The organism is Paenibacillus pabuli NBRC 13638 (genome assembly GCF_001514495.1).
In the GTDB taxonomy this organism is placed as follows: Bacteria; Bacillota; Bacilli; order Paenibacillales; family Paenibacillaceae; genus Paenibacillus; species Paenibacillus pabuli.
Window position 1 is genome coordinate 251,728 of record NZ_BCNM01000004.1, and the last position, 22,919, is coordinate 274,646.

General features: G+C 47.4%; 23 protein-coding genes. 17 read left to right on the forward strand and 6 right to left on the reverse strand.

Annotated elements, in window-relative coordinates; translation table 11 throughout:
- Positions 1 to 37: 37 nt before the first annotated feature.
- From PPA03S_RS08170 to PPA03S_RS08185, 4 genes are all read right to left on the reverse strand, one after another.
- A complete protein-coding gene (locus PPA03S_RS08170) occupies positions 38 to 352 on the reverse strand; it encodes a DMT family transporter (protein ID WP_062321642.1) in 315 nt (104 codons plus the stop codon).
- A complete protein-coding gene (locus tag PPA03S_RS08175; RefSeq protein WP_062321644.1) occupies positions 352 to 693 on the reverse strand; it encodes a DMT family transporter in 342 nt (113 codons plus the stop codon). Before PPA03S_RS08175 ends, PPA03S_RS08170 begins: the two co-directional genes overlap by 1 nt.
- Positions 690 to 1,313, reverse strand: coding sequence for a TetR/AcrR family transcriptional regulator (locus PPA03S_RS08180; RefSeq protein WP_062321646.1), 624 nt, complete (start codon positions 1,311 to 1,313; stop codon positions 690 to 692). The genes PPA03S_RS08175 and PPA03S_RS08180 overlap by 4 nt, the downstream gene beginning before the upstream one ends.
- Positions 1,314 to 1,439: 126 nt before the next feature.
- Positions 1,440 to 2,915 carry a phospholipase D family protein gene (locus PPA03S_RS08185; RefSeq protein ID WP_411835346.1) on the reverse strand — a complete coding sequence of 492 codons (1,476 nt, stop codon included), beginning with the start codon at positions 2,913 to 2,915 and terminating at the stop codon, positions 1,440 to 1,442.
- A gap of 230 nt (positions 2,916 to 3,145) precedes the next feature.
- Between PPA03S_RS08185 and PPA03S_RS08190 the strand changes: the two genes are divergently transcribed.
- From PPA03S_RS08190 to fni, 3 genes are all read left to right on the forward strand, one after another.
- Positions 3,146 to 4,081, forward strand: a complete 936-nt coding sequence (locus PPA03S_RS08190; protein ID WP_062321648.1) for a MerR family transcriptional regulator — start codon at positions 3,146 to 3,148, stop codon at positions 4,079 to 4,081.
- A gap of 276 nt (positions 4,082 to 4,357) precedes the next feature.
- Complete coding sequence (locus PPA03S_RS33850) at positions 4,358 to 4,912, forward strand: NAD(P)-binding protein (RefSeq protein WP_062321650.1); 555 nt, start codon at positions 4,358 to 4,360, stop codon at positions 4,910 to 4,912.
- Positions 4,913 to 5,405: 493 nt separating this feature from the next.
- On the forward strand, positions 5,406 to 6,473 hold the full coding sequence (fni, locus tag PPA03S_RS08200) for a type 2 isopentenyl-diphosphate Delta-isomerase (RefSeq protein WP_062321653.1): 1,068 nt from the start codon (positions 5,406 to 5,408) through the stop codon (positions 6,471 to 6,473).
- Positions 6,474 to 6,632: 159 nt separating this feature from the next.
- Here fni and PPA03S_RS08205 read toward each other — a convergent pair whose 3' ends face one another.
- A complete protein-coding gene (locus PPA03S_RS08205) occupies positions 6,633 to 7,079 on the reverse strand; it encodes a spore coat protein (RefSeq protein ID WP_062321655.1) in 447 nt (148 codons plus the stop codon).
- A gap of 265 nt (positions 7,080 to 7,344) precedes the next feature.
- Between PPA03S_RS08205 and PPA03S_RS08210 the strand changes: the two genes are divergently transcribed.
- From PPA03S_RS08210 to PPA03S_RS32220, 4 genes are all read left to right on the forward strand, one after another.
- Positions 7,345 to 7,971: a spore coat protein gene (locus PPA03S_RS08210; protein WP_062321657.1), complete on the forward strand. Its 627-nt coding sequence runs from the start codon at positions 7,345 to 7,347 to the stop codon at positions 7,969 to 7,971.
- 274 nt (positions 7,972 to 8,245) lie between these two features.
- Complete coding sequence (locus PPA03S_RS08215) at positions 8,246 to 9,589, forward strand: transcriptional regulator (protein WP_157284009.1); 1,344 nt, start codon at positions 8,246 to 8,248, stop codon at positions 9,587 to 9,589.
- Between the two features lie 6 nt (positions 9,590 to 9,595).
- Entirely contained in the window at positions 9,596 to 9,733 is a 138-nt protein-coding gene (locus PPA03S_RS32780) for a hypothetical protein (protein WP_157284012.1), read from the forward strand.
- A gap of 156 nt (positions 9,734 to 9,889) precedes the next feature.
- Complete coding sequence (locus tag PPA03S_RS32220; protein WP_157284015.1) at positions 9,890 to 10,060, forward strand: aspartyl-phosphate phosphatase Spo0E family protein; 171 nt, start codon at positions 9,890 to 9,892, stop codon at positions 10,058 to 10,060.
- An 81-nt stretch (positions 10,061 to 10,141) separates the two neighbouring features.
- On the opposite strand, the gene PPA03S_RS08225 is transcribed toward PPA03S_RS32220, so the two are convergent.
- Positions 10,142 to 10,576, reverse strand: coding sequence for a hypothetical protein (locus PPA03S_RS08225; RefSeq protein ID WP_062321661.1), 435 nt, complete (start codon positions 10,574 to 10,576; stop codon positions 10,142 to 10,144).
- A 252-nt stretch (positions 10,577 to 10,828) separates the two neighbouring features.
- On the opposite strand from PPA03S_RS08225, the gene PPA03S_RS08230 reads away from it, so the two are divergent.
- The 10 genes from PPA03S_RS08230 to PPA03S_RS08275 all read left to right on the forward strand — a co-directional run bounded on the left by PPA03S_RS08230 (position 10,829) and on the right by PPA03S_RS08275 (position 22,867).
- A complete protein-coding gene (locus PPA03S_RS08230) occupies positions 10,829 to 11,299 on the forward strand; it encodes a GNAT family N-acetyltransferase (protein ID WP_062321664.1) in 471 nt (156 codons plus the stop codon).
- Between the two features lie 192 nt (positions 11,300 to 11,491).
- Positions 11,492 to 12,592, forward strand: a complete 1,101-nt coding sequence (gene ychF / locus PPA03S_RS08235) for a redox-regulated ATPase YchF (protein ID WP_062321666.1) — start codon at positions 11,492 to 11,494, stop codon at positions 12,590 to 12,592.
- 170 nt (positions 12,593 to 12,762) lie between these two features.
- On the forward strand, positions 12,763 to 12,969 hold the full coding sequence (locus tag PPA03S_RS08240) for a hypothetical protein (RefSeq protein ID WP_157284018.1): 207 nt from the start codon (positions 12,763 to 12,765) through the stop codon (positions 12,967 to 12,969).
- A gap of 390 nt (positions 12,970 to 13,359) precedes the next feature.
- On the forward strand, positions 13,360 to 14,427 hold the full coding sequence (gene prfA, locus PPA03S_RS08245; RefSeq protein ID WP_062321670.1) for a peptide chain release factor 1: 1,068 nt from the start codon (positions 13,360 to 13,362) through the stop codon (positions 14,425 to 14,427).
- Between the two features lie 25 nt (positions 14,428 to 14,452).
- Positions 14,453 to 15,337, forward strand: a complete 885-nt coding sequence (gene prmC / locus PPA03S_RS08250; RefSeq protein WP_082704055.1) for a peptide chain release factor N(5)-glutamine methyltransferase — start codon at positions 14,453 to 14,455, stop codon at positions 15,335 to 15,337.
- 85 nt (positions 15,338 to 15,422) lie between these two features.
- The gene (locus PPA03S_RS08255; RefSeq protein ID WP_062321674.1) at positions 15,423 to 16,643 is read left to right on the forward strand and encodes an FtsW/RodA/SpoVE family cell cycle protein; all 1,221 of its coding nucleotides are present in this window, start codon (positions 15,423 to 15,425) and stop codon (positions 16,641 to 16,643) included.
- Between the two features lie 263 nt (positions 16,644 to 16,906).
- Positions 16,907 to 18,127, forward strand: coding sequence for an FtsW/RodA/SpoVE family cell cycle protein (locus tag PPA03S_RS08260; RefSeq protein WP_062321676.1), 1,221 nt, complete (start codon positions 16,907 to 16,909; stop codon positions 18,125 to 18,127).
- A gap of 778 nt (positions 18,128 to 18,905) precedes the next feature.
- Positions 18,906 to 20,465 (forward strand): glycosyl hydrolase family 18 protein, encoded by a 1,560-nt coding sequence (locus PPA03S_RS32035; RefSeq protein WP_068964014.1) that lies wholly within the window; start codon positions 18,906 to 18,908, stop codon positions 20,463 to 20,465.
- A 295-nt stretch (positions 20,466 to 20,760) separates the two neighbouring features.
- Positions 20,761 to 21,426 (forward strand): stage II sporulation protein R, encoded by a 666-nt coding sequence (spoIIR, locus tag PPA03S_RS08270; RefSeq protein WP_062321678.1) that lies wholly within the window; start codon positions 20,761 to 20,763, stop codon positions 21,424 to 21,426.
- 247 nt (positions 21,427 to 21,673) lie between these two features.
- A complete protein-coding gene (locus tag PPA03S_RS08275) occupies positions 21,674 to 22,867 on the forward strand; it encodes an L-threonylcarbamoyladenylate synthase (RefSeq protein ID WP_062321680.1) in 1,194 nt (397 codons plus the stop codon).
- Positions 22,868 to 22,919 lie beyond the last annotated feature (52 nt).

The following is a 22,919-nucleotide window of genomic DNA, read 5'->3' on the forward strand; positions in this document are numbered from 1 at the left end:
TGTTAGAAGTCGTCTTTATTTAGCTTGCATTATTCATTTATGTGATCAGTTTCAATCCAATCGCTGCCACCAAAATCATCGCAATGAACAGCAGCCGTTTGGCTTCCTTCCGCTCACCGAACAGGAACATCCCTGTTAGCGTACTGCCTACTGTACCGATCCCAGTCCACACTGCGTATGCAGTGCCCATGGGAATAGAAGTCATGGCATAGGACAACAGCGAGAAGCTGAATGCGAACGATACAAGCATAAGCACGATATATGGCCAGCCTTTGCGAGACGAAGCGCCATTGATGCCGATCACACCAAAGATTTCGCATATGCCTGCACCTACAATTGCCATCCAGGCCATTATGCTTCACCTCCCTTTGCCGATTGTTGGTCCGTGACCAGTTTCAGTCCAACCACTCCGCAGAGCAGCAGACCGATTAACAAAACCTTGGGAAGGGAGAATGCTTCACCAAACAGCAGCATTTCGGTCAGTACCGTACCTGCGGTACCAATCCCGGTAAATACGGCATACACCGTACCTACAGGCAACCTTTTGGAAGCAGCGATAATTAATCCAAAGCTGAGAATGATGGCTGCGGCCGTCAAAGTCCATTCCCACACGTTCGAGGCGTGTTTCAGCCCGCTTACCCATACAATCTCAATGATTCCTCCGATGAATACATATAACCAGTTGCGGTTCATGATGATGAATCTCCTTTCGGCACACTCGTCTGTGCCTCTACTTTCAGATATTGAATGCCATGCCAGTAGACAGGCCAGGAAGCTTCAATACGTCTATTGTAACGACGAGAACTTCCATAAATGATCTCGACCGTAATGCCATCGAGAAAAGTCATATAAGCAATTGCAGCTTGTTCTACCGGAACAGCCGGCACGCCCCCATTACGAATCTCGCGCTGCAACAGCCGTGTGAGTAAGCGTTCCATCCCGTCCAGAAATGGATACACCAAATCCATCACTTCGCTATATAGTACAAGCGGCGGAAAGTAACACATACGCAGCATAAAGCGGGCGGAGGCGTTGGAGTTGTACTCTTGCTCAAACCATAGTAATAACCCCTTTAACCGCTGTTCCAGAGGGAGATCGGCGTGATCACGAAAATATTCCAGCGTTCGACGCTGGACATCCTTGAACGCATGCCCAAGCGTGTGCAAAAACAAGTCATCCTTGCCGCTAAAATGTGCATAGATAGACGGTTTCTTAATCCCGACTTCGTCTGCGATTGCTCTTAAGGAAGCTCCTTCATAACCATCTCTTGCAAAATGGATCAGGGCAGCATCCCGAATCGAATGGGCAGTCATTAACATCACCTTCCTAACGGTCGTTAGGTAACCTATATTTTCACATTTCATATTTTCTGTCAAGCCACAAAAAACGCCTGCACGATGTGTACAGGCGGGTGTGCTTAGAAATTGGAGTTCAACTAATTAGAAGGTTGTTAAACCCAAGATCAGCTGCAGCTTATATACGATTTCTTTCAAAAATGTCGTTTTTTCCTGAAACTCATCCAGGTTCAGGGTGAACTCGGCATCCTCATTGTTCCACAATCGGTCAAAATAATTCGCAATATTTTGCGTAAAGGTATTGTTTGCCGGGGCGGCGACCCAGAGATCATTCTCCAGATTATAATCATTCATATTTCTGGGAGTGAAGTTGGTCGATCCGCCAAGGACGATATGATCTCCAGTCGACTTGGCGATGTACATTAGTTTGGTATGGTACTGCTCCTTGGTTGTGTTATACCAACGAATCTGAATCTTGCCATCCGACTTATCATGCAGCTCGGCAGCTACAGGACGATTGGGAATGCCGATTTTCTCCTGACCAAAGGCATTTTCATTCGGGTCGAGGACAAGCCTTATCACGGTACCGCGTTTCGAGGCTTCGAGCAGAGCGTCCAATACTTTAGGTGAAGCGATGTAGAACATGCCAATCCATAAGGTGTCACCTTTTACCGATTGATTGATCTCATGGAGCACCGCGTCATTTACTTTGCCCTCGGTCAGATAACGAATTCGCAAATCTCCCTTATTCGGGTCTGTGGAAGGGGCGGTATACGAAGGGAGTTTGCCTCCGCCCGAAAAGTTCAGTACAGCCTGCTCTGACTCGAGAATATCCCCAATTACAGGCCCCGTTACTTCAAAACCGATGTTGGAATGGTATGCACTGGCATCATGAATATTGCCCGAATAGACTATGGCTGTCTTCTCATTGAGCACAACTTTGCGATGGTTTGCCTTCACGTTAAGCAGCTTGAGATAGGAACGTACGGTGACATCCGGACCATCGGTTGCCATCAGGTTCGGAATCCATCCATTCCCGGATTGACCAAACCACTGGAAGAAGGTACGCCAGACAGCAGAGTACACGGGTGTGGAATCCCGCAAAGGGTCCACATCTGTGATCACTACATGAATTCCAGCCTGTTTCATCCGCTCCAGCAGTGGATTGGGTGCAGAGTTGTAGTTGGTGTTGACCTCATCCGTAATGAACCAGATGTCCATATCCGGTTTCTGATTTTTTTTGGCGACGAGTGTATCTGTAAATTCTTTGCTGACGGGCGGGAAATGCTGTCCTTTGTGCTGGTAGTTATTGAATAAAAACATATCCACTACGACGAACTGCTGCGCGTCCTCGACAACCTGAAGCATGCGCTGGAAGATCTGCTGTTCATGCTCCATCTGTCCGTCAGCGGAAGGATAGGTGAGATCATGCAGAAATTGTACCTGATCCACACGGTATTCAGGACTTTCATACGAAATACCGGGTGGTAGTGGCTTATAGGTCTGATAGAGCATGACGGCGATGAGCCATAACACCAGTAATCCGAGACCTGTTCGTATGTATGGAAATTTGCCACGTGAAGACTTGCGGTCTGATGTCTTGCGGCCCAAAGAAAACAACGTTAGCTCCCCTTTCTGTGTTTGCTGACTTCTATTACCACCCGGATAACAACATTGACGCAAGAAGCGCTCCATTCAATGGATTCAATCGACAGAGATATGACCGTTGTGTATAATGAGTGTATTATTTTTGTGGAATGTTGGGATTTTCGTATACCTGACAAGGACGGAATTTGGATTCGTTTAACCTGTGAAGTCTGGCTATTTCAGGAAAGAAAGTGGGTAATAAGGTGTATTCCATCAAACAAGTCGCCGCCATGCTGGGTATTCCGACGGTAACCCTCCGGGCTTGGGAGAATCGATATAGCGCGGTCACCCCTGAGCGGACGGAATCAGGCTACCGTTTGTACACGGATGAGAATGTCGAGGATCTGCGCTGGTTGAAAGAGCAGGTAGAGCAGCATCAGACCAATATCTCGGAAGCGGTTCGCATGCTCAAGGTGAACAAAGCCAGCCTGCCACCTGAGGCCGCTTTGCCCACGCCGTTAGCACCTCCAGTACCCACGATGGAAGAGGCATATACACGTATAGCGGACCAGATCTACGATGCGCTATACAACTTTCAGGGTGAACGGGCCAATGGTCTAATTGATTTTGGCTTCACCATGTACGGGTATGATTCCATGTTTTATCATGTGCTGGTACCCATTCTGGTTCGGGTGGGAGATGCCTGGGAGCAGGGCAGGGCTTCGGTTGCTCAGGAGCATTTCATGACACAGCTCATCTCACAGCGCTTTTATCAGTTTTTCCATCTGTTCCCGATCTATCCGCATCTGCCCAAAGTTCTGGCGATGTGCCCGGAAGGGGAGCATCATCAGGTTGGATTATTGTTGTTCTCGCTGTTCATGCGCAAAAATGGGGCTGAAGTGCTCTATCTCGGAGCCAACACGCCGGAAGAGGGGATATTTCCCATCATTCGGGAGCAGAAAATCAGGCTGGTCTGCCTTTCAGTGACCAGTTCGGAACTCCTAGAGCAGTGTGACCAGCTTGTAGGGCGTATTGCCGACGAGTACCCGCACATGCGATTTGTACTTGGAGGCAAAGGATACGAGCGTGCAGAGAACACACGTTATCCGCAATGGGTTATGCCCGAGGATTCAGCAGATTGGCAATCATGGATCGAACGTGAGTATTTCGTAGAGCGAACGCCAGGAATAAGGTATTGATCGTATGTTTCAAAAATCGTGTTTTAAATAAAATGTTATTGTATACAGGACATCCTTTGACGCAAGAGTGCGAGGGGTGTTTTTTTGCATTTCATTTATCCGTTTCAACTATTTTGACCAGCGGGTCATTTTTTGATTTACAGCGTCGTATAATATTTGTATTATATTTGTATAATGTTTTTGCGTTTACCCGCTTGAACTGTTCATGGGCGGTTTAATAGTAGCTTAGAGACTATAGTACTAGAGGTAGTTCTTCACATAGGAAAGGTGAGTGGCATGATACCGAATCAGCAACGTAAACGTGCAGCTGTCATAGGTGCGGGTCCGGGCGGACTTGCAGCAGCGATGTTATTGTCCGGTCAGGGGTACGAAGTAGATGTATATGAGAAGCAGCCGGTCATTGGGGGGCGTTCTGCCAGACTGGAGCTGGGCGAATATCGGTTCGACCGGGGTGCCACGTTTTTGATGATGCCACAATTAATTGAAGAGATGTTCGACGTGGTTGGACGCAAATTATCCGACTATGTAGAGTTAAAAGAACTGACCCCGCTGTATGCACTGAATTTTGGTGATAAGGTTTTTACGCCTTCGCGTAATCGTGAAGAGGTCCGTATTTGTCGGACTCGTTGCTTTGGGATGAACAGATGGACCGTTACGGTGAGTTGGTGTTGGATAAGCTGGCCGAGCGAGCATTACGGGATTGAAGCAGTCGGATGTGTTAATTCGGTACACGCCACAGCACATAGAACGGGATACACTTGCCCATCAAGGGTCAATCTATGGCATCTCGTCCAACTCGGTGAAGCAGACCTTTATGCGTCCCGGCAATAAAAGCAAAGATGTCAAAGGACTGTGGTACGTGGGTGGAACGACGCATCCGGGTGGCGGGACCCCGATTGTGACGTTATCCGGACAGCTTGTTGGAGCGCAGCTTGCACTGGAAATCGGACGATAAGATGAAAGTGAGGATACAGATTAATTCTATCCATGCTTCTGAGATTGAAGAAGTCTGTTAAACATAGAGAGGCATGCCCCGAATTTCAAGTCAAAGTTCCATTTCGGGGCACCCTTTCCATCGCAGAAGCAGAACGGTATACTGGATAGAGTTGACCTGTAACCGTCTAAGCCATATAAATCAACTATGATATCTACATGCACACTCGGATGAGAGAACGACCTTCCAATCAACTGTTATCCTGTGAATATATAGTTGAACATATATAGATCCCATTCATATATTTTGTACGATACATAGAGGCAAGAAAGTTGAAAATGGCAGGTTATTCTGTCCATCAGCACTATTCTCACATAAGGAGGTCTCATCATGAATGAACAAGAACGGGCCGGCGAACGGCTGCTTCCCGAGGTGGCTACGGGGGAACGGAAGCTGGAGCACGTGCGCCTCTGTCTTGAGGAGAATGTGGCAGGAGAAGGGGTAACCAGCGGGATGGAACGATATTCATTTCGTCATAACCCTTTACCTGAATTGAAGTTTGACGACGTAAGTTTGGAGACCCATTTTATAGGCCAAAACGTACGCACGCCCCTGCTCATCAGTTCGATGACAGGCGGAAGCAAGACAACAGGCTCCATCAACGAACGGCTTGCCCGTGTAGCGAACGCCAGAGGCTGGTCGCTGGGCGTAGGTTCGATTCGAGCTGCCGTGGAGCAGCCCGAACTGGCGGCTACGTTCGATGTGCGGCGCTGGGCGCCTGACATTCCGGTCATTGCGAACCTCGGGGCGGTTCAGCTGAATTACGGCTTCAATACTGCTGATTTCCAGCGGGCTGTTGAGATTGCGGGAGCGGACATGCTTGTGCTTCATCTGAACAGTTTGCAGGAGATTTTTCAGCCGGAGGGAAATACCGATTTTAGCGGATTACTTCAGCGGATCGAGGAGTTGTGCCGCCAGTTGGATGTGCCTGTGGGCGTGAAAGAAGTGGGCTTTGGCATCGATGGAGTGACAGCACAGCGATTATATGAAGCGGGTGTTGCATTCATCGATGTAGCCGGGGCTGGTGGTACGAGCTGGGTACAGGTGGAGAAGTACCGCAACAATAACCCGGTACGCCGGGCGGCAGCTGAAGCTTTTGCCGACTGGGGCATTCCCACAGCGGAGTGTATTCAGGAAGTACGAGCGCTGAACCCAGCGGGGGCCCTGATTGGAAGCGGTGGACTGTACACAGGCGTGGATGCGGCCAAAGCCCTCGCGCTCGGTGCAGATTTAGCAGGATTCGGGCGATCATTACTTGAATCCGCTGTAGCCTCCGATGACGCGCTGAATGAGCGGCTGGAACAGGTTGAATTCGAGCTGCGTACGGTCATGTTTGGGATTGGTGCGGGAGGGATCAAGGAATTGAAACAGACGCCACGTCTGGTGGAGCGGCGTTAGATGAGGGCCAGGCATTATTATGAGCATTATCAGTACACGGGCGATAGGGAGTTTCTGAACAGGCATTGCCTTTGCTCCTCCTAACAGAGTTTGGCATCAGCTATTCAAATATAAAATAACAGGCCTTCGGATTCATCGAAGGCCTTCTTTCCATTCAACTTATAGAGATATGGCTTTATTCGCCATGGCAACATCGTTAGCGAGGAGCTTGGGAAGATCATAGGAGGGATAAAGTCCCCGTTCCAGCATAAAGTAAAATACTTTACCATGCAGTTGGATGGCACCATTCAGTTGTTTTTGTAATGTTTCACGTAGTTGTGGGGTGGCGGTTTCAGTGATCCCAATGGCATAGCTGCGAACCGATGTTTTGAAAAAACCAAGCAACTGTCCAGCATAAAATGCAGTCATATCCATTTCATTCCCACTGTTTCTGGTTCCTTCCGGCGCCAATGGATAATAATGAAGCAGCTCCTTTAAATTTTGTTCAATGCTCTTAATGGCTTCCATATAAAGTGCGTGGAGCTCCTGGTTCTTTACATCATTCACTACCATTTTAAAATGTGTTAACTGATTGCTCTGAAAGGCTGTCAATTCGTGAAGCTCCATCGTTTCATGCCAAGCGAGATGCTGGTTTTGGCGATTTGGTTCGTAAGTATACAGTTTAAATCCCTCCTACACGTTATGCGTTAGCCTATGCAGAGCGCCTATAAAGGTTACTTGGAGAAGGACGTAGTCCAAGAAATCAGTTTTAACACCTTGTAAATACAAAATCTATTCTGAATATCTTGGGCTCAGAAAATGAATAATAACCTCAGACTGCGAAATAAGGAATCATCATTTGCAGGAAACAACCAATAGGAGGAAATACGAAATGCAGCTGCAAAACCATCAAAACATTGAAACAGGTACTGTTCCACCACAATTGAACCATGGCGGGCATGAGATGTTTGATGTCCATGAAGTATTGGCTGGATCCATCAATACAATGAATACGTACACCTTGCTGAGTCAACACGTAAAGGATCCGGAGCTACGGGATATTTTGCAACGCCAGAAGCAATTTATGACTGATGAATATAACATTACATTGGAATGCTTTAAAACCGGACAGGATCCTTCAAAACCGACGCAAAGTTATAAAATGAATCAGGGTAATGATTTTACTTATGGCATGAAACCTAGTCAACCGAAAAAGCCAATGCAATCTGCAAGTGAGATTTGTGACCAAACCATCTCCCTGAGTATGTTAAATGCAGTGAAATCGGGGGCTGTAATGAAAACAACAGCAGCAATGGAAACAACCAATCCGGTTGTACGCCGAGTACTTGCCGATTCATTGCCAAACTGTATTGAGATGGCTTATGAGATCTCGATTTATCAAAATAAGAATGGCTTCTACCAAGTACCACAGCTGGCCCAGCAAGACATGCAGCAAATGCAAAATGGTTATGCTCCTGCACCGCTTCAGCCGCAAATTCCTGGTAACCTTCCCCACTAAAATTAAAGCGCCGTGTCTCATTTTTGAGATACGGCGTTTTATTGGTTACCCGTTCGAAACGGGCCTGTTTGAAGCCATCATTGGGAGATTGGGGAGGACCTGGTGGAAGCTTGGGTCAGGTGTGTCGTTGGCTGCATCTAACCATAGAACATTGCTCATAATTATCTAATAATAAAAGTAAATTATTTACAAGTAAAATATTGATATTAAATGCAAAAATATAGTATAATTTTATTGACCGTTGCTTAATTTTTCTTGGAAAGGTGGTGTACCTTTGAACTCAGTAGCCACAATACGTGATCATTTAGCAGACTACTTAAAAACTAACCATATGACACTCAATCAATTCTCTGAGATATCGGGAATTAACTCAGGAACGTTAAGTGGAACGCTGAACGGGCTGCGCCCCATAGGGGTGCAGCAGTTGGATCGACTTACTGCCGGTATGGGTTTAACTGAGGGTTACTTCTATGAATTATACATAAATGAGTGTTTTGTACATACAAGTCCGGATTGGAGAAGACTTGGGCCTTTTCTTTACCGTTGTGCGGAACTCGGTAAGGTCAATTATATGGAAGAAGCTGTTAATCTAGTTATGGATAATCTTTCCTACGCACCCCTTTTATTCGAGTTGGCAGAGCAGTTATATCATGAAGGGAAGCTGGAAGCGTCCAAGCCCCTATATCGTTGTGTAGCTGAAAGCGAGAAAATGCAACACTCGGAACGGTTAGCACTCAGTCAGTATCGCTTGTTCACGATCGGGCTTTCCAAAGATCAGATAAGCAATCTTGCACTTGCTACGCAGTTTGAGTTTTTTGTAGATCGGCTTGACGAGCCCTATCAGCTTGATGGACTGAATGACCTGATTAATGTGTATGCTTCATTGCGCCGATGGGATAAAGTGAAGAACCTTGCTAATCAGTTAAAGTTAAAAGCAATGATCCATTATGAGCTGTACAAATCAGGGAGAGCAGCGGAGGATAAACCTAAAAAGCAGTTTGTTTTTTACGTTATGTACTCATATTTGGCTCTTGGAGAAGCATGTTTCTATTATGAAGAATATGAAAAAGCACTTCAATATGTCTCTTTATACACCGATTATAGCTGGGTAAATGATCCGAGCGACGAGGAAACAGTTGTTATTCGTCAGTTCGAGGAATGGGCAGAAGGCAACAGGTATTTATATGAATTAATGTCAGGTAAAACAGAGGTCATCCAAAGTTATATAAACTATATTTCTGAGAGAGAAAACGAGATCTTCCCTGCTTTATGTGCAATTGTGAATGCGGCGAATCGGTTTGATATCAACATTAATCCTGTTTTAGAAGCGTATGACTCTTATTTCATGTACCAAGAACAGCGTAGCCATATTGGAAAAATCAGTGAGCAATATACGAATGATCAATATGGTACTTTACTTGTGGGCCTAGGTACATACTATTTAAAACATCAAGATTATAACAGAGGATTTGAGTTAATTCTTAACGGGTTGGATTTTGCAGTTAAAATTAAGAATAAAGATAGTATTCTAGAGTGTATAAAAATATTTGAAGAATTTCGGTTTTGTGCAGTTGAAGAAGCTAAATTGCACTACAAAAAATTGATTCGGGAGGTATGAATAAAAATGAAAATAAAATTGGCACTATTGATATTTGCATGTAGTATTGCAGTAGGAGTAATTATTCCAACTACTCAACCCATCCCTGTTGAGATAGACCATCCAGCAATCATGACAACTAATGGTCATGGCATGGGGAGTTGACCAGCATTTCTGATAATATGCTTTTTAATATGAGTTGCTCCCTCAAGTAGAATGGTGAATTGTCTACTTTAAAGGGAGCTTTTTTGTGTTGGAGTTCACCTGATTTCCTACTAATTAGCAGAATGGACTAGAATGTTACAACAGGGAGGGGTGAATATGGATTGTGGTGAGCTCAAGTTGCAGATCGAAGCGGCGAGACAAAGGCTCTATCAATTAAAGATGGACTATGGAGATCTTCTTCATCCCCGGGTTATACATCAATCCATGGTCCTGGATGATCTAATTAATCAATACAATCTTGTTAAAATAGAAAAGCCGATGGAATAATCCAATCGACTTTGGGCGAGAAACTTTGGCGGGTCGCTCGCCTATATATTTTAACATAAGTTGTGGTGTGCAGTAGCAAGTTTACATACATTCTTCTTTCACGGTTACATTGTCGTTGGTCACGGTGACATATGAATTGCCGGATAAGGATTCGGTGTACCCACAGACCGTCCGGTTATACATTTTGCCTTGGCTGTCCGTGAACTCCAGGTAGACAGCTCCTTCACCGGATAGTTGAAGCTGTGGAGCGAACTTTACTTTTTTACCGCTGGGGACATTCTGTTTCCATTCATATAACGTTCCATCATCTACGTTGTTCATGGAGTTGTCTCCCCGGATTAAACCAGCCTTCACATCTACAAGTTGCAGATCAGATTGGTTGGTAATGGTGATACGAAGGTGACCAAAACGATCAAAAGCGTTCTGAAAACTCATGTAAGCGATCGTACAGATGAAGAGAATTACAACGGTCAGAATGACCCATTTCCTCTTTGAAACCGGACGGTGTGTATGCATAGGATCATTGCTCCTTTCTTTTCTATATCCACATCAGAAGACGGTTCGGCGGCACAGTGCGTAATGGTCCAGTGTAAACTCATTTGTTCAACCTATGTAGAGATAAACGGAATGAGAGAATCTAAAGTTGGGTATTATTTTATTTTCCTCTACTATAGTGCGGCATACATACCTGATCCAAACAGAGTATAATACGGTAAAGCTTAAATAACATTATACATAGAGAACTCAAAATGGGGGGAGCAACATCAAATGGAATTGGTAGCAATGAATGAAGAGGAATATGCGAGTTTTCGAGTTCGCTCGATTAAAGATTTTGCAGAAGAGAAGGTAGAGGCGGGCACATGGGCTGCGGAAGAAGCACAAGAGCGTGCAGAGACATCCTACGATAAGTACTTGCCAGAAGGACTGAACACACCGGGAAACTACATCTACAATGTGGTGCATGAGGCCGATGGTAATGTGGGGTACATCTGGTTCAATATCACAGAGAATCGTCGTGGTAAGGAAGCTTTTTTGCTAGATATTGTGGTTGAAGAAGTGCATCGAGGCAAGGGATATGGCACACAAACGATGGAGGCGCTTGAGCAGAAAGCGGTGAGTCTTGGCGTGGATCGCATTGGTTTGCATGTGTTCGGACATAATGTGCGTGCAAGCAGCCTGTATCGCAAGATGGGATATGAGGTAACGGATCTGACGATGTATAAGGAAATTAAAGGGTAAGTCTAAAAACGGATAATCTAAGCCAAAGGTGTGATCTATACAAAACGCATCATCCGCAGTAACCGGGGAATTCAGGAAGCGGATTGTGCTTAGGTCGAATTGGCGAAGTTCCTTGATGCCTTGGGGTTTGTCATATATAATGTATAGGATTATCCATACCGAACAAGTAATCAATGAGGAGTTGTCATATACATGGCTTTGAAAGCAGGAATTGTAGGGCTTCCGAACGTCGGAAAATCTACGTTATTTAACGCAATTACACAAGCTGGTGCCGAGTCGGCAAACTATCCGTTCTGTACGATTGACCCGAACGTGGGGATCGTTGAAGTGCCGGATGAGCGTTTGGACAAATTGACAGAACTCGTTGTGCCGAAAAAAACGGTACCAACGGCGTTTGAGTTCGTAGACATCGCAGGTCTCGTTCGTGGTGCGAGCAAAGGCGAAGGTCTGGGTAACAAGTTCCTTGCCCACATCCGTGAAGTAGACGCAATTGTACATGTGGTACGCTGCTTCGTAGACGAGAACATCACTCACGTCGATGGCAAAATTGATCCGGTGAGCGACATCCAGACGATCAATCTGGAGCTGATCCTGGCCGATATCGAAAGTGTCGAGAAAAAAATCGACCGTTCCAAGAAAAACATGAAGGGCGGCAACAAGTCAGCTGCTCAGGAAGTGGAAGTGCTGGAGAAAGTGAAGGCTGTTCTGTACGAAGACAAGCCAGCACGCAGCATGGAGCTTACGGACGAAGAACGTCTGATCGTACGCGATCTGCACTTGCTTACCCTGAAGCCTGTCCTGTACGCAGCCAATGTAGCTGAAGACGAAATCGGCGATGTAGCGAACAATGCCTATGTGCAAAAAGTAAGAGAATTCGCAGCTGCTGAAAATGCAGAAGTGGTGCCGATCAGTGCAAAAGTGGAAGAAGAGATCTCCGAGCTGGAAGGCGAAGATAAACAAATGTTCCTGGAAGAGCTCGGTATCGAAGATTCCGGTCTGAACCTGTTGATCAAAGCCGCTTACAAATTGCTGGGTCTGTACACGTACTTCACAGCAGGCGTACAGGAAGTTCGTGCTTGGACGATCCGTAAAGGTACGAAAGCACCTGGCGCAGCGGGGGTAATTCACACAGACTTCGAGCGCGGGTTCATCCGGGCAGAGGTTGTTTCCTACGACGATCTGGTTGCTGCCGGTTCCATGAATGGTGCAAAAGAACGCGGACAGCTTCGTCTTGAAGGTAAAGAGTATGTTGTCAATGACGGCGATGTTATGCATTTCCGCTTCAACGTTTAATTCATTTCAACGGATAACAATTAGATATGCTGTAAACAAGCCCTGCCTTTCTTCTCTTGAAGATGGCAGGGCTTTTTGTGTCCTAAAAACTTTCTGCATAAGCTGTACTTCTACTGGATTGTTTGTACGGAGTGGATATAATAAAAAGAAGAACACTTGAGGGAGGCGGTATGATGGAGAATCAGTCGAAGTACATGCGATATGACCAAACACTTGTGGAATCGGCAAAATTGTCGGAAGAGACAAGTGGTCTGTTATTGCTGTCCGGATTGCCTCAGCTCCGCTTGTTCTATACTTCAAATGATTCAGCAAGCCCCATGAACGAGGAGACAGGGTGGAGTGTCGTAAGTGAGAAGTTGGAATACGACATTTTGTAGCGGATATCAGCTGCTCAAGAAGTGCTGTTATGCATCCGGGATAGAAATTTGGTTTGATTTCTGAGGAGACCGTTGCTATTCAGCATGGTTAGAATATGCTATAATTAAGAGTCGTGTACTCAGGTTGGATTTTGCTCGGAACTTGAAGAGCTGAGGCGGGTCCAGCATGGAATGCATGATTTCTTTTATATCACTTTAATGCAAAGGATTTGATGACGTTGTAGCGATGTTATACGTCGATCATATATGAATGTTAATGAATACTGCGATCAAGGGTTCTGTGAGAAACCCTGTGCGTTGTTGTGAGATATAGATTGTAGATAAGATGAACTAAACGGTTACACGAAAATGAAGAGTGTATGGACAAAATAAAGTATGAGGTGACTATATATGTTGGATAAATTACAGGCGTTAGCCGATCGATATGACAAACTTAGTGAGTTGTTGTGTGACCCGGATGTAGCAAGTGATAACAAAAAACTGCGGGAATATTCCAAAGAACAATCCGACCTGCAACCTACGTATGAAGCATACAATGAGTATAAGCAGGTGAGTCAGGATCTCGAAGCTGCGAAGGAGATGCAGGGAGAGAAACTGGACGATGAGATGCGTGAAATGGTCAAAATGGAAATTGATGAACTGAGTGCACGCAAGAAAGAACTGGATGATCTGATCCGTGTGCTGATGCTGCCGAAAGATCCGAATGATGATAAGAACGTTATTGTTGAAATTCGCGGAGCGGCGGGAGGAGATGAAGCAGCGCTGTTTGCAGCCGATCTCTACCGGATGTACACACGTTATGCCGATAATCAGGGCTGGCGCGTGGAATTGATGGATGCGAACACGAATGACGTGGGCGGATTCAAAGAGGTTATTTTCCTCATCAACGGACGTGGAGCCTACAGCAAAATGAAATACGAAAGTGGCGCACACCGTGTACAGCGTATCCCGACAACCGAATCGGGTGGACGGATTCATACGTCTACTTCAACAGTCGCGGTTATGCCTGAAGCCGAAGACTTCGATATTGAAATTCATGATAAAGACATTCGTGTGGATACGTTCTGTTCCAGTGGTGCTGGTGGACAATCGGTAAATACAACAAAATCCGCTGTACGGGTAACCCACGTTCCAACGGGAATTGTGGCCACGTGTCAGGATGGTAAATCGCAGAACTCGAATAAGGAAAAAGCGTTGCAGGTTCTTCGTACCCGGATCTTCGATATGATGCGTCAGGAAGAAGAAGCGAAAATTTCGAGTGAGCGCAAGAGCAAAGTGGGAACAGGCGACCGCAGTGAGCGGATTCGTACCTACAACTTCCCGCAAAGCCGTGTGACGGATCACCGCATTGGTCTGACCATGCACAAGCTGGATCAGGTGATGAACGGGGAGATTGAAGATATCTTGTCTGCGCTGACGATTGCCGAGCAGACAGATATGATGGAAAGAGGAGAATAAATCTGTGACCCGAGCGCAGTTTGTCATGACGCCGGAACAGAGCTGTCGGGAAGCCTTCGTGGAGGCTTCCTCTTTTTTGGAGAAGTGCGGCGTGTACGAGCCGCACAACAATGCCCGGCTGCTGCTCGAACATGTACTCGGCCGTGAAGGGGCCGAGTACTACATGATGCAGCCGGAACCCTTTCCCAGCGAGCTTCGCAGCCGCTGGGAAGACGCCGTCACGCGCAAGGCTGCGGGTGAGCCGGCGCAGTACATTATTGGCAGCCAGGAATTCTATGGGCTGCCGTTCGAGGTCACGCCGGCCGTGCTGATTCCGCGGCCGGAGACCGAGCTGCTGGTCGAGGCTGTGCTGCGCGAAGCCGACCGCGTGTTTCCCGGCGGCGCTCCGCTCGCCGTCGACATTGGCACGGGCAGCGGCGCCATCGCGGTGACGATGGCTTCGCAGCGCCCGCGCTGGCAGGTAGGCGCCGGAGATATCTCGGCGGCTGCCCTGCAAGTGGCCGCGCGGAACGCGGCCGCGAACGGGGTACAGATCGACTTCCGTGAAGGCGATCTGCTGGCCCCGTTCGCCGGGGCACGGGTGGACATCCTGGTGTCCAACCCGCCTTACATCCCGGCGGCAGATATCGCCGGGTTGCAGCCCGAGGTGCGCGATCATGAGCCGCGCACGGCATTGGACGGCGGCCCGGATGGACTCGGGCCGTACCGCATCATGCTGGAGCAGCTGGCGCTGCTGCCTGCACCGCCTCAGATCATTGGTTTTGAGTTGGGTCAGGGACAGGCCGGGGACATCGCAGCTCTGCTTGAATCGGCCGGATATTGGCCGGAAATTATCGTTGTGCCGGACCTTGCGGGCATTGAACGGCATGTACTGGGTGTTCGCACTTCGGAACAGGTGACGAAAATGTAAGGTTCCGCGGGTTTCCTTTTTGCCGTGAAATCCTCTACAATGAGATATACCGAAGATTGCTGAATGCTTGGAGGAACAAAACTACATGCTGCATAAATTCAAAAAAATAGATTATTCAATTGTTTTTATATTGCTCATTCTGATGGCTATTAGTATATTGTCGATTTACAGTACGACCTTTGGTCGGGCGAAATGGGAAAATTACCCTACCAATGCTGTTGTTTTTTATATTTTGGGTTTTGTCGTCTTTTTTGGCATGTCGATGATCAACTATAAGTTTATTATCAAAAACTATTTATATATTTATGGCGTGGGTATGCTGCTGCTCCTTTTCGTTATGTTCTTTGGTAAAGAATATTATGGCGCGAAAGGTTGGCTATCCATATTCGGAGTCAGTTTACAGCCTGCTGAATTGTTCAAGCTATGTTTGATTGTATTTCTATCAGGTCTTCTGACAAGAAAGAGAAATCAATCTTTACGCTTTGGACGTGATGTCATTCCTATATCGCTATGTGTTCTCCCCCCTTTGCTTCTGGTATTGTTGCAAAATGACTTGGGGAACGCACTTAGTTATGTCGTTATTCTTGTCGGATTACTCTGGATCGGCAATGTGAAATTTACGCATGCCCTGATCGGCTTTGTGATCGCTGTTGCTGCGTTCATTGGTGGAACTCAGGCCTACATTCACTACCACGATGAAATTGTTAAATTTCTGAATGATATCGGCCGTGCACACTGGGCGGAGCGTTTCGATCCGTGGCTGGTGCCGGATCAGACATCCAGGGACGTGCTCTGGCAGACCTACAACGCGAAACTTGCGATAGGTTCTGGGGGGATTAGTGGTAAAGGATACATGGAAGGCACGACCATTCAGTCCAATCGGGTACCACTCGCTTTTGCGGATTCCATCTTTGTGCAGATTGGAGAGGAATTTGGTTTTGTAGGAGCGTCGGTACTGCTGTTGTTGTACTTTATTCTCATTCACAGGCTGGTGCTGATTGCGCTGGAATGTAAGGACAGGGCAGGGCCCTATCTGATTGTCGGTATTATTGCGATGCTGCTGTACCAGATTTTCGTCAATATTGGACCGTTCATTGGTCTAATGCCACTGACAGGGATTACGCTCCCGTTCATCAGCTACGGAGGAACCTCACTGGTGCTCAATATGATTAGTATGGGGCTTGTGATGAGCATCAAGGTTCACACAGAAGAGAATGAGGATATTCTGGGTTCCGGGGAACAACCGAGCATTACGGAACTGGTCATGAAGATGTTCAGACGCAAACCATCCCGGCAGGAGCAATAACGTTTATTCAAGAAAGATAGGCTATTTGCCATAGTACGATGAGAAAGCAACCCTGAGACGAACAGATCAGAGCAAAAGGATCTGTTCGTCTCAGGGTTTTTCGTTTTTTAATTGGAATTGTGCTGCTGGGTGATAGGGATATTCCATCCTGATGGTGAGTGTACAGGGTTGCCTATTTGTCTTCCAATTATATACAATGGGAATATTAAAGACCACTGGAAATAATTAATGGGTTATTGAACCTCAGGGGGACACGTGGGAACATGCTGAGAATGCTGAAGAAGATGGACGGGGTTATTCTGTTTGTGCTGCTGCTGCTTATGGTTATGAGTGTGTTTACAGTATACAGTGCCATTCAGTCCGATCCGAATTTGGGAAATCATCATATCAAAACGTTATTGTTTTACGGGATTGGATTCGTGGCCGTCGTTGGTATTGGATTGGTTAATTATAAACTGTACATCCAATATGCATTTTATATTTACGGGATTGGGATCATCCTGCTGATTCTTGTCAACTTTGTTGGCGGGCCTATTAATAATGCGAATGGCTGGATCAAGATTAATGAATATCTTTCTTTTCAACCGGCAGAATTGTTCAAAATGATCCTAATTCTGTTTCTGGCGCATGTATTGGTCAAAAGGAAAAAGTCTACGCTTCGCTTCTGGAAAGATATTGTGCCCATTGGTTTATGGACGTTCGTTCCTTTTGCGCTCGTGATGGCTCAAAATGACTTGGGAAATGCCCTCGGATACCTCGTGATCCTGGTCGCTGTGTTATGGATCGGAAATATCAAATGGTCGCACGCACTCATTGCTCTTGTCATTGTAGGGGTGGCTTTTTTTGGATTCGTCAAAGCCTATACGACATATCATGATGAAATCTATACCTTTCTGGAAAAGGCGAACCGTCAGCATTGGGCCGAGCGGATTGATCCCTGGCTTGTCCCGGATAAGGCAACGTCGAAAGCTTCCTGGCATACGAAAAATGCGGGTCTTGCGATAGGCTCGGGAGGCGTAACAGGCAAAGGTTACATGCAGGGCACATCCGTGCAATCGGGCCGTGTACCGTATACGTATTCGGATTCCATTTTTGTGGTCATTGCAGAGGAGTTTGGTTTTGTAGGCGGATCTGTTCTGCTCTTGCTGTATTTTATCCTCATTCATCGGATGGTGTTAATCGCTTTACACTGTAGAGACAGGGCAGGGCCTGTCGTGATTGTAGGGATTATCGGCATGCTGTTATATCAAGTATTTGAAAACATTGGTGCTTTCCTCGGGCTGATGCCGCTTACGGGCATTACGCTGCCGTTTATCAGCTATGGAGGCACCTCGCTGCTCATTAATATGGCGTGTATCGGGTTGGTGATGAGCATTAAATTGTATGGTCAGGAAGAAGAGGACGAACTTCTTATGGGAGAACAACGGCCTACCTTGCTGGAACGCTTATGGAGTATGGTCAAAAAGGAAAAGACAACAGCGTAATCCTGAACTTTGGTATGATTCATCTCTGCCATGGATATTACCTTCCCATTCAGAGGATTGTTGGGTATGTTATGGAGCAGTAAGTGATTTGTTTGCTAGTTCGATCTTTGCCTGCGAAGCCAGGTGAAGATCTTCTTTTTGTTTTTAAGGTAGTGTGTGAATGTTGAACTTTGAATTTTAGATGAATGACAAATTTAAATTTTATTGACAAATATTTCAATTCTGTATTATCCTCATTTTAACTAGATTTAAAAGTATTTTACCCGCCTCCTTACACTCTCCACGTCAGACAGTAATCAATACGTTAAATATAAGTTATTAAACAACTTCCCACTCAGCACTCAGTCATGCCAATAATGAATCTGTTCGTGATTCGTTCGCGCACTCTTCCCTAGATACTCAGCATAAGTCAGCTGCTCTGGAGAATCCTTATTCTCCTCGTGCCTCTCAGATCAGCATTTGATATTCCGTTCCTTCATCCTGTATGTAATTTCTACAAATAAGCCTATTGGTTCTGAACAAAAAATCCATTGGCTAGTTTATTTCTCGAAAAATGAAATCGATTTCAACATTGTTTGTAAACGCTTACTTTGTTTTAGTTCTGTTTGGATGAAAATGAAAGGATGAGAAGCCATGTGTCTTATCAAGTGTGGCTGCACAGCGACAGTGATCAAGGAAGAGGGAAGTAGTGCGGTGCGGGGGCCTCCTGACAAAGGGGATGCAGGCGAAGGATCAGGTCGCTGAATAATTAATTTTAAACCCAAAAGGAGAGTTTAAGGTGAATAAAAATCGATTCGTTAAGAACCCGTCGATCGTCAAAGTGTTTATGCTCTTATTTTTGTCTTTCGTATTAATGGCTTCGACGTTAGTCATTGGACCTGCTAAGAAGGCCGACGCAGCTCCTCTTCCAAAGAAAATTATTGCTTATGTGGCTGGTTGGGCCAATTGGACCGCGAATGATATCAAAGCAGAACAGCTCTCTCACATCAATTACTCCTTCGCTCTCATCTCCAACGGCAAAGCAACCATTACGGATTCAGATCGTACCAAACTGCAACTCATGGTTGGACTGAAATCCAGAAATCCGGATTTAAAGGTGTTATTGTCTGTTGGGGGCTGGGGAGCCAACGGTTTTTCAGACGCAGCACTAACAGACGCCTCACGTACAACCTTTGCCGACAGCATCGTGCAGCTGGTAACCTCCAATAATCTGGATGGCGTCGATCTGGATTGGGAATATCCGACCAACCCTGCTGCCGGCACAACAGCACGGCCACAGGATAAACAAAATTTTACACAACTGCTCTCGAAGGTTCGTGAAAAGCTGAATGCGCAAGGGCAAATCAATGGCAAGCAATATTTGCTGACTATTGCTGCCGGAGCGAGCAGCAGTTATCTGAACGGAGTGGAAATCAATAATATCACGCCTCTGCTTGATTGGATCAATCTCATGACTTACGATTTCCATGGAACCTGGGACGCAACCACAGGTCATCATACGAATCTGTCTGGCAGAGATATTAGTGTAACGTCTGCGGTTAATCTGTTCAGAAACAGCGGTGTTCCCGCGAACAAACTGGTCATTGGTGGAGCCTTTTACGGCCGGGCCTGGACGGGTGTTCAGAATTCGAACAATGGTCTGGACAGACCCGCTTCCGGTGGTTTTGAGCCCGATTACAACACGATTGTCAGCCAATATCTGAATAAAAACGGATATACACGGTACTGGGACAGCAGTGCCCAAGCTCCTTATCTGTTTAACGGGAATACCTTTATCTCGTATGACGACCCGCAATCACTCAGCCTGAAGGTGCAATATGTAAAAAACAGCAATCTGGGTGGCATCATGTTCTGGGAATACAGCAATGACCGCTCAGGTGCGCTGCTTCAGGCTGTATACTCAGAAGTTACGGGTGGTGGTACGGTGCAGCCTCCCAATCCAAGTGGGTATAACTATCTGGTTGCTCAGGCCAATCAGCAAATCGTCTCTGCCGAGAATCAAGGCAATGACCAGCTTGTCGCCAATCGGACGACGGCAGGAGACTGGGAGCTGTTTGAGTGGATCACGAATTCTGACGGAACGGTGTCCCTCAAGTCCAAAATCAATAATAAATATGTCACAGCAGATGTCAATGCGGGTGGTGCTCTGATCGCAAAAGCCACAACCATTCAGCAATGGGAGAAATTCAATCGAGTGGATTTGGGTGATGGAACAATTGCATTGCAGGCACTTGCGAATAACCTGTATGTGACCTGTGATCTGAATAATGGCGGTAAGCTTGTAGCGAGTCGCAATTCGGTTGGCGGGGCCTGGGAAGCTTTCCGGGTGAATAAGTAACCGAGAAAGAAAGATACTCATGTATCAGTCGATTGGCAACATCAAGGGTGGTTTAGCGTAGTTTTATATTTTTCAAGGAAGTGCCAGCCGACAAGCGTTTCATCGGCAGGTGCTTCTTTGACCTTTGTCCGTTATGAGCGAGTTAACAGTCCTTTTCATTTTAAGTCTAACCCTCCTATTAAAATTTTTAGTAGATTTGTAATCTAGCAGGTTTACTTCCCTCTCTTCCGGGCATACTGATAGACATGAGAGAGTTACAGGGATCATGATCAGGGAGCCGAGGGGGAGAAACGGAATGAGCAGAAGAATCGTGAAACAAATTGGACTTATTATGGTATGTCTTATGATGATGATTATGATGTGGGAAGGTCAGAAAACCGATGCAGCTGTGGCGGCCACAGCGATTCCGGAACAATCCATTCGCTTGCGTATTCTCGCTAACTCGGATGCAGCGGGAGATCAGTTGGTCAAACGCGAGATCCGTGACGCTGTCGTTTCCCAGATGGATGAGTGGGTAACCGAACTGGAGAATCCGCAAAGTCTGGAAGAAGCGCGTGGGGTCATCCGTCAGCATTTATCTGAAATCGAGGATCGTGTGGGAGAAGAGCTTGCCAATCGTGGTTTAACCTATTCGTATCAGGTGGAACTCGGCGTTGTTCCGTTTCCGACCAAATTATATGGGGGTACCGTATATCCTGCTGGAGATTACGAAGCAGTGCGGATAACACTGGGGAAAGGTGAAGGTCAAAACTGGTGGTGCGTGTTGTTTCCGCCTTTGTGCTTCATAGATGCGGGGACAGGTGATGCACTGGCGAAGCCTGCAACAGCATCCGCAGCTGCAGTTGCTGCAGAGCCGGGAGATGCGCAGGCATCCGTGCAGGGCGCTGCACCTGAGGCTCGTTTCTTCCTCTGGGATATGGCGGTCAAAATGTGGGATTGGGTGACGGGTTTGTTTGCGTAACGGTGTACCATGCAGCTGGATATAAACTTTATCAAGGGGCCTTCGATTCAGGGGAGAGCCCTTTTGTCTTATTATAGGTTAGATCAAGGATCACACGATGTAAGTTACAGGGAAGAATCAAGACCGCATCCTTGGGTGGAGCAGATATGTTATAATTATAGGAATCAGAAAATCTAAGCGAATAGGCCTCGCGTAAGCGGGATGCCCTGCATTAACTACCCTACTGAAGTTTAGGAATGATGGATATATGACGAGAGAGAACGAGCAATTGCATCAGTCTTCCATGAAAGGCATGGAGAATGATGAAAGTACAGAGGAAATGGTTACGAGCATGTGGGATGTCCATGTACTGGTAACCAATGAGAACACGGATGATGTGGCAAAAGGTAGTGCGTATACACAGGCTCTTGCTGACTTGCAGGATGCCGCAGCCTGTCTTCGTCAAGGGCAGATCGTGGCTTTCCCGACCGAGACGGTATACGGTCTTGGCGCAGACGCTCGCAGCACAGCTGCGGTGGAAGCTGTGTTTGCAGCCAAGGGGCGGCCTTCAGACAACCCGCTGATTGTGCATATTGCACAGCGTGACCAGCTGGATTCACTGGTCACGGAAGTGAATCGCACAGCGGAGGCCCTGATGACGGCCTTCTGGCCGGGGCCGCTTACGCTTGTGCTGCCGGTTAGGCCAGGGGCGGTATCTCCGCGGGTTACCGCCGGTCTGGATACGGTGGCCGTGCGGATGCCGGATCATCCGGTGGCCTTGCAGTTGATCGCGGCGGCGGGATGCCCGGTCGCCGCGCCGAGCGCCAACCGCTCCGGGCGGCCAAGCCCGACCCTCGCCGCACATGTGCGCGAGGATCTGGCAGGCCGCATCGGCGGCATCGTGGACGGCGGCCCCACCGGGGTGGGCGTCGAGTCCACGGTGGTGCAGGCTGGTGACGACGGTACCGTCACCATCCTGCGCCCTGGCGGCATTACGGCGGAACAGTTGTCCGCCGTTGCCGCCCGTGTCGCCACGGACCCGGCGCTGCTCGCCGAGGGGTCCGGTGGCGATGACAGCCCGGCGCCGCGCTCGCCGGGCATGAAGTACACGCACTACGCGCCCGCAGGTGCGCTGTGCGTGGTGGAGGGGCCGCCCGCAGCGGTGGTGGCCTGGATCAGCGCCGCCCTCGCAGAGGCGGCGCAGCGCGGAGAGCGCACCGCGGTGCTGGCATTCGCCGAGCACGCGGAGCAGTACCGCGCCGATGCCGTGTTCTCGCTGGGCGAAGCCAGCGAGCTGGAGGAAGCAGCGCGCCGGCTGTACGCCGCGCTGCGCAGCTGCGATGAGCAGGGCGCCACATATATTGTGGCTGAAGCCTGCTCGCGCGAAGGGCTGGGAGCAGCCGTCATGAACCGGCTGCTCAAGGCGGCGGGTCACCGACTCATACAAGTCGGCAACCCGTAGCCCCCTTTCCATAATAATCTATGAGTATTTCCCTTTGGCATCTGCCCTCTAG

Bases quoted from the DNA above. Each gene is read 5' to 3' on its own strand.
- PPA03S_RS08170 (WP_062321642.1), bottom strand. From the start codon at position 352: ATGGCCTGGATGGCAATTGTAGGTGCAGGCATATGCGAAATCTTTGGT.
- PPA03S_RS08175 (WP_062321644.1), bottom strand. From the start codon at position 693: ATGAACCGCAACTGGTTATATGTATTCATCGGAGGAATCATTGAGATT.
- PPA03S_RS08180 (WP_062321646.1), bottom strand. From the start codon at position 1,313: ATGACTGCCCATTCGATTCGGGATGCTGCCCTGATCCATTTTGCAAGA.
- PPA03S_RS33850 (WP_062321650.1), top strand. From the start codon at position 4,358: ATGATACCGAATCAGCAACGTAAACGTGCAGCTGTCATAGGTGCGGGT.
- fni (WP_062321653.1), top strand. From the start codon at position 5,406: ATGAATGAACAAGAACGGGCCGGCGAACGGCTGCTTCCCGAGGTGGCT.
- PPA03S_RS08205 (WP_062321655.1), bottom strand. From the start codon at position 7,079: ATGGAGCTTCACGAATTGACAGCCTTTCAGAGCAATCAGTTAACACAT.
- PPA03S_RS08210 (WP_062321657.1), top strand. From the start codon at position 7,345: ATGCAGCTGCAAAACCATCAAAACATTGAAACAGGTACTGTTCCACCA.
- PPA03S_RS32780 (WP_157284012.1), top strand. From the start codon at position 9,596: ATGAAAATAAAATTGGCACTATTGATATTTGCATGTAGTATTGCAGTA.
- PPA03S_RS32220 (WP_157284015.1), top strand. From the start codon at position 9,890: ATGGATTGTGGTGAGCTCAAGTTGCAGATCGAAGCGGCGAGACAAAGG.
- PPA03S_RS08225 (WP_062321661.1), bottom strand. From the start codon at position 10,576: ATGCATACACACCGTCCGGTTTCAAAGAGGAAATGGGTCATTCTGACC.
- PPA03S_RS08230 (WP_062321664.1), top strand. From the start codon at position 10,829: ATGGAATTGGTAGCAATGAATGAAGAGGAATATGCGAGTTTTCGAGTT.
- ychF (WP_062321666.1), top strand. From the start codon at position 11,492: ATGGCTTTGAAAGCAGGAATTGTAGGGCTTCCGAACGTCGGAAAATCT.
- PPA03S_RS08240 (WP_157284018.1), top strand. From the start codon at position 12,763: ATGATGGAGAATCAGTCGAAGTACATGCGATATGACCAAACACTTGTG.
- prfA (WP_062321670.1), top strand. From the start codon at position 13,360: ATGTTGGATAAATTACAGGCGTTAGCCGATCGATATGACAAACTTAGT.
- prmC (WP_082704055.1), top strand. From the start codon at position 14,453: ATGACGCCGGAACAGAGCTGTCGGGAAGCCTTCGTGGAGGCTTCCTCT.
- PPA03S_RS08255 (WP_062321674.1), top strand. From the start codon at position 15,423: ATGCTGCATAAATTCAAAAAAATAGATTATTCAATTGTTTTTATATTG.
- PPA03S_RS08260 (WP_062321676.1), top strand. From the start codon at position 16,907: ATGCTGAGAATGCTGAAGAAGATGGACGGGGTTATTCTGTTTGTGCTG.
- spoIIR (WP_062321678.1), top strand. From the start codon at position 20,761: ATGAGCAGAAGAATCGTGAAACAAATTGGACTTATTATGGTATGTCTT.
- PPA03S_RS08275 (WP_062321680.1), top strand. From the start codon at position 21,674: ATGACGAGAGAGAACGAGCAATTGCATCAGTCTTCCATGAAAGGCATG.